Source organism: Paenibacillus sp. DMB5 (assembly GCF_001517085.1).
GTDB lineage: Bacteria > Bacillota > Bacilli > Paenibacillales > Paenibacillaceae > Paenibacillus_AQ.
Window position 1 is genome coordinate 41532 of record NZ_LRAC01000146.1, and the last position, 12499, is coordinate 54030.

Sequence of the window (12499 nt, forward strand, 5' to 3'; positions counted from 1 at the left end):
ATCCTCACCCCTATCTTCTATGCTTATCATTAAAAGATTTCTCAAGACGTGCAAGCTTGCCAGACAGGCTTCCGTCATACAGCGTATCGCCGATAACGACCTTCAGTCCGCCCAGAAGGCTCTTGTCAACGAGATTCGTAACCCGGATCTTGCGGTTCGTAAGCTGACTGAACTCCTGAGCCACATGTTCCTGTTCTTCCTGGCTCAGCGCATATGTGGAGTATACCGTTGCATCACCGATACCCAGGGCTTCACCTTCTATTTTCACGTACGCTTCCAGCAGATCAGCAAAAATATCGGTTCTGCCCCGCTCCACCAATAGTTCAACCGTGTTCAGTACCGTTTCGGAGAGCTTGCCTTCAAGTGCGGTGCGCAGCACCTTCAGCTTATCGGACTGGGAGATGCGCGGCGCAAGAATGAACCGTTTTACCTCTTCATCAGAATGAAGCACCGTTACCAGTGTCTTCAGCTGCTCTTCCACTTCAAGCGTATTGCCCTTCTCCACCGCGGCACTGTACAGGGCTTTGGCGTAACGTTTGGCAACTACCGCACTGCCGCTCATGATCGGCCTCCTACCTCTTTGAGGTACTGGTCAACGAGCTGCTCCTGTTCACCGTCAGCCTTAACTTCTTTCTCAAGCAGCTTGGATGCGATACGGACTGAAGCAGATCCGAGCTCGCTGCGCAGCGCTTCGACTGCCTTGTTCTTTTCATTGGCAATATCACGGACAGCCTCGTCTTTAAGACGGGCAGCTTCAACTTTAGCCTGGTCGATCAGCTTGTCAGCCTGGTTGAGGCTGGTAGCCTGCGATTGCTGAATAATCTGCTTGGCCTCTTCGCGCGCCTTTTGCAAAGCCTGTTTCTGCTCCTCCACGTAAGCGACCGCCTGTTCCCTGGTCTTAGCTGCTTCATCCATCTGCTGCAGCACAAGCTCACGGCGTTTTTCCATAATTCCGAACAGTTTGCTGAACGCATATTTACTGAGCAGGATATACAGGATTACAAATGCGACAATTGAAAATACTATGTTGGTCCATACTATAGTCACTGTGGTCACTCCTTTCCGTTACCGCGGTGTGCGGATATATACAAAAGTAAGGCGCGGATGGCACAAGCCCTCCCCGCCAAACCGTAGGAACGGTTTATTAAGAAAACATGATCAAGAATGCAATAACCGTTGCCGCCAACGGAATAACTTCGACGATACCTACACCGATAAACATTGTAGTCTGCAGTGCGTTACGTGCTTCCGGCTGACGGGCGATGGATTCTACCGTTCTGCTGACGATCATACCGTTACCAAGACCTGCGCCGAGTGCGCCCAAACCAACCGCGATTGCTGCTGCCAAAAATTCCATTGAAAATATCCTCCTTTAATTTCGGTTCATTTTTTGTGTGTTTTAATGATATTGAAATCTCCCGCGAAACCCGCATGGCAATTGCCGCGCTGCCTCACAGTAGTTCATTAATGCGCTTCTTCTTCGTGAATGGTCATCTGTGCGATGTACACCATCGTCAGAATCGTGAAAATGAATGCCTGAAGAGCCCCGACGAAAATACTGAAGCCCTGCCAGACTGCCAGGAACGGTATACTTAAGATTCCCAGCTTGAGAATCACAGTGATCAGAACCTCACCTGCAAAGATATTCGCGAACAAACGAATAGCCAGTGCAACCGGCTTAGCCAGGTTTTCGATGATGTTGAGCGGCAGGAAAATCGGAAACGGCTCAATATAGTGCTTGAAATAATGCTTGCCGTTCTGCTTGATGCCCAGATAATTCATCAGTACGAAAACGATAATCGCAAGACCGGCCGTAATGTTGATATCCGCTGTCGGTGACTTATACCAGAGCAGCTCGACATGCTCGCCGTGTGCCAGGTTTTTGGTCGCATCAATGACGTGCCCAAAAATGTACACCGGCTCATGGGCCTCAGTGATAAAGGAAAAAGGCAGACCAAGGAGATTGGAGACAAAGATAAACAGTATCAGCGTCAATCCCAATGATATGTAAGGCTTGCCCTTCTTCAGGTCCATTGCACTGCTGATAACCCCTTGTACGAATTCAACTACCCACTCCATAAAATTCTGGAGTCTGGACGGGTTATCGACAGACAAATTGCGGACAGACAGCATCACCAGAACGAAAACAATAACGGAACTGATTAGCAGTGTCAGTACGGCAGATAAATCAATTGGTATGCTGCCAAGATAGATTATTGGCATTTCATGCATGGTATCATCCCCCTTTCCCTTTAATCTTAAAGCTTGTTCTTTACACTCAGATAAATCCCTACCGGAATAGAGAGAAGCTGGGGAATAAAGATTCCAGCAATGGTAGCCTCCAGCGAGAAATGCTCAATCTTGACCGAGAACATGGTCACTAGAATAGCAAAGCAGATCCGTGTGACAAACCCGAGACTGAAAGCCTTACCCTCATTATTCGCAACCGATTCAGCTACCCGCCGCACTTTTACGGCAAGATAACGGAAGTTCACAATACCCGCAACCAAACCGAGTGTCATCCCTAGTGTGACTGCACGGGTTTCATGATGAAGAGCATATCCCATCAGCAATCCTGCCATGAGTACAAATGTGACCCTTGTTACGGCATTGATCATGGGAGTCATATTATCCATTTTGCTCCCCCAGAAATTTTTTGATTAACAGGGCGACATTGATAATTCCCAGAGCCATACCGGAAATCGCACCGATCGCAACCCAGATATCCGGGCCGTCGTTCAGGCGTTGGAGCCACCTTGCTGCAAAAATACCTATAATAATGTAAGCGGCAAGCAAAGTGCCTGCACTTGCAATCACCAGAGCGGTTTTTCCCAGCCCGGCTTCACGCTTCGGCTCTTTCATAGGCTACAATCCCAACTAATTTTACTGAATATCCAGACTCTTTGTCAATTCAATGAAAATTGTCCAAAAGTACATGAAAACATGAAAATAATCACAGCATTTTTATTCAAAACCATACAAACCGTACAGTTTCACTGTATGCTGTATTTTCAATGTCGCATATCAGGTTTTGTAGCGTAAAATTTAATTTGTGAACGTTTTATGAAATTCTTCAGGACGATCGGCATTCACACCAAAATGGTGCTTAATCGCATTGACAATTCTTTCAGATGCTTTGCCGTCTCCGTACGGGTTGGCGGCCCGGCTCATCGACTGGTACAGTGCCTGATCAGTCAGCAGAGCATGTGTCCGTTGATACACCTTCTCCTCGTCCGTTCCCACAAGTTCCAAAGTTCCGGCCTCGATCCCTTCCGGGCGCTCGGTCGTATCACGCAGCACAAGCACAGGAACCCCAAAGGAGGGAGCTTCCTCCTGCAGGCCGCCGGAATCGGTCAAAATCAGGTGGGTATGCGGATAAAAATTGTGCAGGTCAACGACATCCAGCGGATCGATCAGCTTGATTCTCGGATGCCCGCCCAGGATCTCATGCGCCGGCTCCTTGACCGCAGGGCTCGGATGCACAGGATAAACTATAGCTACATCTTCAAACTCATCAGCGATTCTTTTAACAGCACGGAAAATATGACGGTGCGGTTCGCCTTGAGACTCCCTGCGGTGCGCCGTCATCAGAATTAATCTTTTTCCCGCCGCAAAATCCAGCACCGGATGCCGGTAGTCCGGCTGTACGGTATATTGAAACACATCGGTCACGGTATTGCCTGTGATATAGATACTTGACTCCTTTTTGTTCTCGTGTCTCAAATTCCCTGCCGACCAGTCAGTCGGGGCAAAGTGCAGATCTGCCAAAACCCCTGTCAGCTGGCGGTTCATTTCCTCCGGGTATGGAGACAGCTTATTCCAGGTCCGGAGTCCCGCCTCTACATGCCCAACCTGAATCTGCTGGAGGAAGGAAGCATAACTCGCCAGGAAGGTTGTCAGTGTATCACCATGGACAAGTACCAGGTCAGGCTTCGCTTCACGCAGGACAGGCTCAAGCCCTTCCAATACACGGATGGAGATTTCATTAAGCGTCTGCCGGTCCTTCATAACGTCCAGGTCATAGTCAGGAACGATTTTAAACACTTCCAGTACCTGATCCAGCAGCTCACGGTGCTGCGCAGTTACGCATACAACCGATTCGATATGTTCAGGATGCTTGTTCAGCTCAAGTACGAGCGGCGCCATTTTGATTGCTTCCGGACGTACTCCGAAGATTGTCATTACCTTTATTTTCTTGGACACTTCCCCACCCCTTTCTTCTATATAGATAGCTGTTTGTAGAGCTACCCAGTTAATACTCTTTTACTTCCTATTTGGTTCCGTATAAACGGTCTCCGGCATCCCCAAGCCCGGGTACAATGTATCCGTGATCATTAAGGTGATCATCAAGTGCTGCTACATAGATATCTACATCCGGATGGGCAGCCTGTACCGCCGCAACACCTTCAGGGGCTGCGATCAGGTTCATCATTTTGATCTGGGTGCAGCCGCGGTTCTTCAGCGAGGTGATCGCAGCAATGGCAGAGCCGCCTGTAGCCAGCATCGGATCGATTACAATCAGTTCACGTTCCTGCACATCTGTAGGAAGCTTGATATAATATTCAACCGGCTGGAGCGTCTCCGGGTCACGGAAGAGGCCTACATGGCCTACCTTTGCTGCAGGCAGCAGTTTAAGTACGCCCTCGGTCATCCCGAGACCGGCGCGGAGAATCGGAATCAGCCCGAGCATTCTGCCCGAAATAACTTTACTCTCTGTTTCTGCTACCGGTGTCTGTACGGTGATTGTCTCCAGCGGGATATCCCGTGTAATTTCATAGGCCATAAGCGTAGCCACTTCATCTACATGCTCTCTGAATTCTTTTGTGTTGGTCCGCACATCACGGATAAATGTCAGTTTGTGCTGAATCAAAGGATGATCGCAAATCACCAATTTTCCCATTTCTGTCCCTCCGGTAAATGTAAGTCTTGTCAGCCGCAGAAAGCGCTTTTGCCGCTTCCGTGGCTAAATCTTGTCTATTATATCATCACCGGAGGTGTATTTCACCTCCGAAGGCAAAGTAGCTGCATAAAACTGCCGCCCTTCAAATAATAAGGGTGTGCAGGCAGGTTTAAGCCCAATCCGTAATCTCTTAGGTTATAAATCGAGCCTTAGTGTATGCTAATTCACATATTTAATACCTTTCACATTTCTTTCACTGTTTTTAATGAAAATTCCATGAACTTTCATGAATATTTCAAGAAATCTATCGACAATTTCTGCGTTTTAATTGTGAACATTATGCAACGTTAAGGTCCGGGATAAAAAAAGCCCCCGCTAAGACCTTCAGAAAACAGTCCTTGCAGGGGCATTGCTCCGCTCCATTCAAATGAAGCGGGCAGATATTAGTATTGCAAACCAGGATAGATCGGGAACTTCTCAGTAAGCGCGGCTACCTCGCGGGCAGCTTCAGCCAGCACCGTTTCGTCCTTGGGATTCTTCAGCACATTGGCAATAACGCGGCCGATAACGGTCATCGCCTGCTCGTCCATTCCACGGGAAGTAACCGCAGGCGTACCGATCCGGATTCCGCTTGTAACAAACGGGCTGGTCGGGTCAAACGGAATCGCATTTTTATTCACGGTAATGCCGATGGAATCAAGCACCTTTTCTGCATCCTTACCTGTAATGTTCAGATTACGGGTATCCAGCAGCATCAGGTGATTGTCCGTACCGCCGGAAACGATATTAACTCCTTCTCCGATCAGCGTCTCTGCAAGCACCTTGGCATTTTTCACTACATTCTCGGCATAGGTCTTAAATGACGGCTGCAGCGCTTCACCGAAGGATACCGCTTTGGAAGCAATAACGTGCATCAGCGGTCCGCCCTGGGAGCCCGGGAATACGGCTTTATCAATTGCAGCAGCCCAAGGCTGTCTGCACAGAATCATCCCTCCGCGCGTCCGCGCAGTGTTTTGTGGGTGGTGGTTGTAACAAAATGGGCATGCGGTACCGGGCTCGGGTGCAGTCCGGCAGCGACGAGGCCGGCAATATGAGCCATATCGACCATAAACAGCGCGCCGACATCATTTGCAATGGAACCAAGTGCTTCAAAATCAATGGTCCGCGGATACGCGCTTGCCCCGGCAACGATCAGCTTAGGGCGGTGCTTGAAGGCAGCCTTGCGCACTTCATCATAATCAATCAGAAATGTATCTTCCTGTACACCATAAGCTACAAAGTTATAAAGCAAACCGGAGGCATTCACCGGACTCCCGTGCGTCAAGTGGCCGCCATGGGCAAGATTCATTCCAAGCACAGTATCCCCGGGATTGAGTGCAGCCAGATAGACCGCCATATTCGCCTGGGCACCGGAATGCGGCTGGACATTGGCATGATCGGCGCCGAACAGCTGCTTGGCACGGTCACGGGCAAGGTTCTCAACGATGTCTACATCCTCACAGCCGCCATAATAGCGTTTGCCCGGATAACCTTCGGCATATTTGTTCGTAAGCACAGAACCCATTGCTTCCATTACAGCTTCACTGACGATATTCTCCGATGCGATAAGCTCAATGTTGGCACGCTGACGGCTCAGCTCCAGTCCCATTGCTTCCAGTACTGCCGGGTCACTCTTGCGCAATTGTTCCATGATTATTTACTTCCTCCCTGAGTGAAATATATACCTTCTTATTCTTTAAAAACTTATGCCCGATGGTGTACGACACTGCAAATTTTCAATCCAGCTAATCCTTAATCACACTGCGGGGAACCGCTGGTCTCCTGCGTGCGGTAGACCGCACGTTCACCGCCGATCAGCGGCGGTCTGCTGAAGGCGGCATTCACTCTGGCTGAACCGATATAGCGCAGGCTTGGCCGGAAGGGCACCGCCACCCGGCGCAGGTGCATGCCGATCAGCGTCTCGCCGATATCAATGCCGGCATGGGCCTCCACCGTCTCTGCCAAAACCGGATCAGCCATTGAACCATAGGCTGCTGCGGCCATAGAGCCGCCGGCCCCAGGAATCGGCACAGCCGAAACTTCCCTGAGCCCCAGAGCTTCCAGCAGGGAACGTTCCATGACCAGAGAGCGGTTCAAATGCTCACAGCACTGATAAACCGTGTGAAAGCCCCGCTCCGCTGCTATGCGGCGTATTCCCTGAAGCAGCTGCTGTGCCACTTCCAGGGCACCGCCGGTGCCGATCCGTACCCCGGCAACCTCACTGGTGCTTGCTCCGACAACAAGGATCTTTCCGGGTCCCAGCTTACCGGCTTCCGCCAGCTCGCCCACTATAGCAGCTGTCGCTGCTGCAAGCGAAAGTTCCGCACCCGCCGAAACTCCCGTCTGCCCCGATATAATGCGGGCTGCGCGTTCTTCCGGCGAGCCCTGCTTCATGACCTCATCCATTGCTTAAGCCTCCCTCAAGCATTACTTGCTGATTTAAACAAAAAAGAGCAGTCCGCAGGTGGCTGCGGATGTGCTCTTTTGCCCAGGCGACCGGCCGTTTATTCCAGTGCTCCATCGTGGTTTCATCCACACTTGTCGCCAGTCACACCGGAACCGGGTAATATTTATTACATCTTAAAGGATAGCCTCCGAAAAATCAACCTTCTTTACAAACGGCGTAAGGACTCCAATTTGTCGAGCAGACTGTATAGCGCAGTGCGGATCTCGGCAGCTGTAAGCTCGTAATCCTCCCGCGAGCCCCCAAACGGGTCAGAGATATCAAAGCTCGGTATCCGCTGCCGGATTTCAATAATCCGCTGCAGGTCCGCCTGCTTGGGCTCCCGGCCAAGTGCGATGTCGAGCTCCGCCTCGGCATACAGGCTGTCCAGCTCACTGATATCGCCATTAACAGACTCCTCGTTATATACATATTCCTTGAGTGTATGGGTTTTGGATACTGCCTCCGGAAAATACTGCAGCAGGTGGCGTTTGTGCCCGCCGGTCAGCGTCAGCACCAGATCCGCCCAGTTCACGGCCTCCCTGCTAAGCTGGGTAGAGCTCATAGGCTCATTAATGCCTTCTTCACGCAAAATCGCTGCGGCATGCCTGGATACGGAAGTGCCGGAAATGGCGGAAACGCCTGCAGACCGCACTGCAAGCTCAATGCCCCGCTCCTTTGCAAGCTTCCGCAAAAGCCCCTCAGCCATAGGACTGCGGCAGGTATTGCCGGTGCAGACGAATAAAATGTGCAGCATGCTTTCCACCTCCATGAAAGGATCATTTAATAATCTGATGCCGTTATTGTATCAGAAGATGAACAGCAAGCCAAACCCTAAAAGGATTGCCCCGCCAAGCGCCTCCCCATAATCGCCCAGTCCCCGGCTTACCCGCCTGCCCAGCAGCAGGCCGGTAATGGCCATAAAGCCGCCGCAGGCTCCGAAGGCCAGCACGGTTAGTATGATGCTGTCCACGAACATCCCTAGGGATACACCTACGGAAAAGGAATCAATGCTCACACTCAGCGAGATCAGCAGCATCCCCCAGAACGTACGGTGATCCATCGGACGGCTGGTGCTTTTCTCTTTGCGGAAAGTGTTCCAGACCATATGCCCGCCCAGCAGAATCAGCAGCCCGCCGGCTGCATAAGTCGTTACTTGTCCCAGTAAATGGCCTACGTAACTGCCGGTGAATAAGCCTAGCAGCGGCATCAGCACATGAAAAAACGCAATCAGCAGGCTGAGCTGCAGCACATGCAGCAGGCGTATGCCCTTCATCCCGATTCCTACACCAAGCGAAAAGGCATCCATACCCAGTGCAATTGCCATAATGGCAATCGTTACAATCTGGCCCCAGCCAGGATAAACCCCTGCCATGCCCATACCCCCAAAGTCTGAATGTCTTGTACAACAACGATATGCGGGTATTAGGACAATCATGACTTGTTAATCGTGTATTGTGGGGATCAAGCCCATAACCCGCTGATCCAGCTCCAGAGATTCTTCAGCATATCCCATAGGAAGAAGCGTACCTCCGGAGCTTCCGCTTCCCCTTCGTCTGAAGATCCCGCTGCAGTATTTTTAACAGAATTATTATCATTGTTATCTGCACTCTTATTATTTACGCTTGTCTCTGCACCGGCAGCCGAAGCAACTTCCGTTCCTTTGGCAGCAGCATCGCCACTTCCTGCATCGATGAAGCAAAGCGGCGGAAACAGCACACACCACCAGTTTTGTCCTTTACCTGCTCCAAGCGTAATGCGCACTGCTTCATATTCACCGGCCGGATATACCGTTCCGCCATACAGTTTAGTCGGGAATGGCACAACGCCAAGCTCAACCCTGAAATCATAATCAATTCCCCGCTGCAGCAGTTCCCGGGCAACCAGCTCGTTCAGCTCCGGCAGATGACTTTTGATCAAGGAACGGGCCTGTTCCAGGCTCTGCGGGTCCTCCAGTCCGGATACCCACTGGTTCATCTGCTCTACCACAGCATCGCGGATCTGGCGTTTGACCAGCTGGTCTCCGGCTCCGTCAGAATTAGCGAGAATACGCAGACGGATCGATTCCTGCGGAATCGCAGTCTCCGCTACTGCCGCATCGCTTTTTTGCCCTTCCCAGACCATCATCAGCACCATCAGAAAAGAAAATAAAATGGCAGTATGCTTAAAAGTAACCCGTAAGGCTTCCTGTCTCTCCGGCGAAAATAACTTCATTGTCCGCAGCCCCTCTCTCTGAACCTCTTATACCCCCAGTATGTCCGGATATGAGAGACTGCAAACCTAGTAATCTATTAAAAGTTTATCAGCAGCTCAAAAATACACTGCAGGCGCAGGCAGCTCCTCCTCCACATCCTGCCCGTATAAATGCACGCTCATGGCAATGCCCATGCTCGCCATATTGATTAGAACGGAGGTGCCGCCGAAGCTGATGAACGGCAGCGTAATGCCCGTCAACGGCATCAGGCCGATATAGGCGCCGATGTTCTCAAGAATCTGGTACATCAGCATCGCGATTATGCCGATAATCAGAAAAGGCCCAGCCTTATCCTTGCATTCCAGCGCAAACAGAATCATCCGGTGAATCAGGACAAAAAACAGCAGAAGCAGCACTGCTGCACCAATAAATCCGAATTCCTCGGCTATCTGTGCGAAGATGGCATCAGAGTACAGCACCGGTATTTTGCCCGACTGGACAGAGTTCCCTTTCAGGTACCCTTCCCCGCTAAGCCCGCCCGACCCAATGGCTATCCGCGCATTACGCGTCTGATAGCTGTCATCACTGCTTGCCCGCTCCGGTACCAGCCAGGGATCAAAGCGTTTTATGAAATGCTCGCGGCCAATTGCCCCGCTTAGGAAATCTGTCGTTTTCTCATGATAGTTAATATAGCTGTAAACAAACGCCCCAAATGCGCCTCCGGCTATCAGCAGCCCGATCAGCGCATGTGATGTTTTGATCCGCCCGATCCATAACAGACCTACGAGTATAACCACAAAGCTAAGCGCATTGCCCATATCATTCTGGAGGATAACGATTCCGAACGGCAGCAGGGCAACCAGACTAAGGGGTGCAACATCCCGCCAGAACCGGAGCTGGCTGCGGCCGAGACGGACCAGCAGGGAAGATAGCGCCAAAATCAGAATCAGCTTAAAAAGCTCAGCCGGCTGGAAGCTGAAGCTCCCCACCTGCAGCCAGGCTCTGGCACCAAACTTTACGGTTCCAAACAGGCTGACCAGCACCAGAATGATGATCCCCAGGATGTAAATATAAAGCGCATATTTGACCAGCAGGCGGTAATCAAATAAGGACAGTCCAAAAAAAACAACAAAGCCCGCCCCGTAATATTGGAGCATCTGGATATGCATGCCCTTGTCATCTCCGCCGTGGGTAACGCTGTATATCGACAAAATACTGATCCCCATCAGCATAAGCAGCACAATCACGGTAATTCCGTCTATTCTTTTAAATCTCTGCAGCATCAGTCAGGCTCCTATCCGTACAGGAAGTCGGCGAATTCCACAATTTCCATTGCAGGAATTTACAGGGAATAGCCTATACTCCCATATTAATGCAAGCCGCTGCACGAATACAAATTTTCACTTTCCGCCATAAAATATAAAAAAAAGAACTGCCGGGGCCTCATTTCCTGAGATCCGGCAGTCCTTCATATCCGATATGCAGTTAACCCTGTTTCGCGGCAGCAGGGTAAGCGGCAGGAGCGGGCAGATCCTCCTCCACTTCACGCCCGTGCAGGCGTACACTCATGATCAGGCCAATGCTGGCCATATTGATCATCAGTGAGGTCCCCCCGAAGCTGACGAAAGGCAGCGTGATCCCGGTTAGCGGCATCAGCCCGATGAATGCGCCGATATTTTCAAATATCTGATACAGGATCATGGCTACAACCCCGACGATCAGAAACGGTCCGGCGCGGTCCTTGGACTCCAGGGCGATCAATATCATCCGGTGAATCAGTATAAAATACAGCAGCAGCAGCACCGCAGAGCCGACAAAGCCGAACTCCTCAGCAATCTGCACGAAGATAGAGTCGGAATACGTATAGGGCACACGGTCGGTCTGCACCGAGCTGCCGTTCATATAGCCCTCCCCGCTCATGCCGCCTGAGGCGATGGCCAGCTTGGCATTTTTGGTGTGGTAGCTGGCTTTGGCCGTCGCCTTTTCGGGGACGAGCCAAGGGTCGAACCGTTCAACCCAGTGCGAGCGGCCGATATCGGTCATGAACGCTTTGAACTGATCATGATAATGAATATAGCTCATTATTCCGGCAACTGCCGTACCTGCTACAATCAGAACCCCGATCAGCGCATGCGAGAATTTGATATTTCCGATCCACAGCAGTCCGGCCAGAATCACGATATAGGACAAGGCATTACCAAGGTCATTCTGGCTGATGACAATCAGGAACGGCAGCAGCGTAAGAAGCCCTAGCGGCACGACATCCTTCCAGAACAGCAGCTTGTTCTTATTTTTGCGGAACAGCACCGCTGCCAGAAACAGGATCAGGATCAGCTTAAACAGCTCTGCCGGCTGGAGGCTGAGGCCTCCGATCTTCAGCCAGCCCTGGGCCCCGTTCTGGGTTTTCCCGATAAAGCTGACCAATACCAGAATCCCGATTCCTGTTATATAAATATAAAGCGCATATTTCACGATCAGCCGGTAATCGATAAAAGTCAGACCCAGAAAAGCAATCAGGCCCAGTATATAGAACTTGATCATCTTCAGATGACTCCCGTCCAGGCCATCCCTTCCATGCGTTACACTATATATAGAGAAAATGCTGATCACCATCAGCAGAACCAGTATAAATACAATGACACCATCAATCTTCTTAATCTTCTGAAGCATATTCTGTCTCCTTACTCGTTACTTCAGCTTCCACTTCAACAACTGTAGAAGTCCGTTCATTCTATTGTAAAGGAAGGGGCAGCAAAAATACAATTTCACCGCCGGCTGTTCGTCTAACAGCGGTGCGGTGAAATGTCGGGAGTTACATGGCGTAATGCGCGGCCCACAGCGGGGCGCTTAGGGCGCGATGCCGGCTCGCGCGGGGATGCCGGCGTTCTGCCCTGTGTGCGGCGCGACGGACAGGCGCTCAGCG

Annotated in this window: 14 protein-coding genes, 1 pseudogene and 1 riboswitch; all 15 genes and pseudogenes read right to left on the reverse strand. The window is 50.9% G+C overall.

Annotation, left to right across the window (positions count from 1 at the left end):
• Positions 1-10: 10 nt before the first annotated feature.
• The 15 genes and pseudogenes from AWJ19_RS25350 to AWJ19_RS25420 all read right to left on the reverse strand — a co-directional run bounded on the left by AWJ19_RS25350 (position 11) and on the right by AWJ19_RS25420 (position 12246).
• Positions 11-562, reverse strand: coding sequence for a F0F1 ATP synthase subunit delta (locus tag AWJ19_RS25350; protein WP_068728028.1), 552 nt, complete (start codon positions 560-562; stop codon positions 11-13).
• Positions 559-1047: a F0F1 ATP synthase subunit B gene (gene atpF, locus AWJ19_RS25355; RefSeq protein ID WP_068728029.1), complete on the reverse strand. Its 489-nt coding sequence runs from the start codon at positions 1045-1047 to the stop codon at positions 559-561. Before atpF ends, AWJ19_RS25350 begins: the two co-directional genes overlap by 4 nt.
• A 97-nt stretch (positions 1048-1144) precedes the next feature.
• Positions 1145-1357: a F0F1 ATP synthase subunit C gene (gene atpE, locus AWJ19_RS25360; protein ID WP_039877624.1), complete on the reverse strand. Its 213-nt coding sequence runs from the start codon at positions 1355-1357 to the stop codon at positions 1145-1147.
• Between the two features lie 107 nt (positions 1358-1464).
• Entirely contained in the window at positions 1465-2232 is a 768-nt protein-coding gene (atpB, locus tag AWJ19_RS25365; RefSeq protein ID WP_068728030.1) for a F0F1 ATP synthase subunit A, read from the reverse strand.
• Between the two features lie 26 nt (positions 2233-2258).
• Entirely contained in the window at positions 2259-2636 is a 378-nt protein-coding gene (locus AWJ19_RS25370) for an ATP synthase subunit I (RefSeq protein WP_068728031.1), read from the reverse strand.
• Positions 2629-2862, reverse strand: coding sequence for an ATPase F0F1 (locus AWJ19_RS25375; RefSeq protein ID WP_068728032.1), 234 nt, complete (start codon positions 2860-2862; stop codon positions 2629-2631). The genes AWJ19_RS25370 and AWJ19_RS25375 overlap by 8 nt, the downstream gene beginning before the upstream one ends.
• Positions 2863-3045: 183 nt before the next feature.
• Positions 3046-4182: a UDP-N-acetylglucosamine 2-epimerase (non-hydrolyzing) gene (wecB, locus tag AWJ19_RS25380; protein ID WP_068728040.1), complete on the reverse strand. Its 1137-nt coding sequence runs from the start codon at positions 4180-4182 to the stop codon at positions 3046-3048.
• An 88-nt stretch (positions 4183-4270) separates the two neighbouring features.
• Positions 4271-4900: a uracil phosphoribosyltransferase gene (gene upp / locus AWJ19_RS25385; protein WP_039877631.1), complete on the reverse strand. Its 630-nt coding sequence runs from the start codon at positions 4898-4900 to the stop codon at positions 4271-4273.
• A gap of 443 nt (positions 4901-5343) precedes the next feature.
• Positions 5344-6593 (reverse strand): annotated as a pseudogene (glyA, locus tag AWJ19_RS25390) (serine hydroxymethyltransferase).
• Positions 6594-6691: 98 nt separating this feature from the next.
• A complete protein-coding gene (locus AWJ19_RS25395; RefSeq protein ID WP_082708109.1) occupies positions 6692-7345 on the reverse strand; it encodes a TIGR01440 family protein in 654 nt (217 codons plus the stop codon).
• A gap of 73 nt (positions 7346-7418) precedes the next feature.
• A riboswitch (ZMP/ZTP riboswitch) is annotated at positions 7419-7501 on the reverse strand.
• 50 nt (positions 7502-7551) lie between these two features.
• On the reverse strand, positions 7552-8139 hold the full coding sequence (locus tag AWJ19_RS25400) for a low molecular weight protein arginine phosphatase (protein WP_068728033.1): 588 nt from the start codon (positions 8137-8139) through the stop codon (positions 7552-7554).
• A gap of 51 nt (positions 8140-8190) precedes the next feature.
• On the reverse strand, positions 8191-8763 hold the full coding sequence (locus AWJ19_RS25405) for a manganese efflux pump (protein ID WP_082708110.1): 573 nt from the start codon (positions 8761-8763) through the stop codon (positions 8191-8193).
• A gap of 83 nt (positions 8764-8846) precedes the next feature.
• Positions 8847-9596, reverse strand: a complete 750-nt coding sequence (spoIIR, locus tag AWJ19_RS25410; RefSeq protein WP_068728035.1) for a stage II sporulation protein R — start codon at positions 9594-9596, stop codon at positions 8847-8849.
• A gap of 96 nt (positions 9597-9692) precedes the next feature.
• Entirely contained in the window at positions 9693-10859 is a 1167-nt protein-coding gene (locus AWJ19_RS25415) for an FtsW/RodA/SpoVE family cell cycle protein (protein WP_068728036.1), read from the reverse strand.
• A gap of 202 nt (positions 10860-11061) precedes the next feature.
• Positions 11062-12246 (reverse strand): FtsW/RodA/SpoVE family cell cycle protein, encoded by a 1185-nt coding sequence (locus tag AWJ19_RS25420; protein WP_068728037.1) that lies wholly within the window; start codon positions 12244-12246, stop codon positions 11062-11064.
• Positions 12247-12499 lie beyond the last annotated feature (253 nt).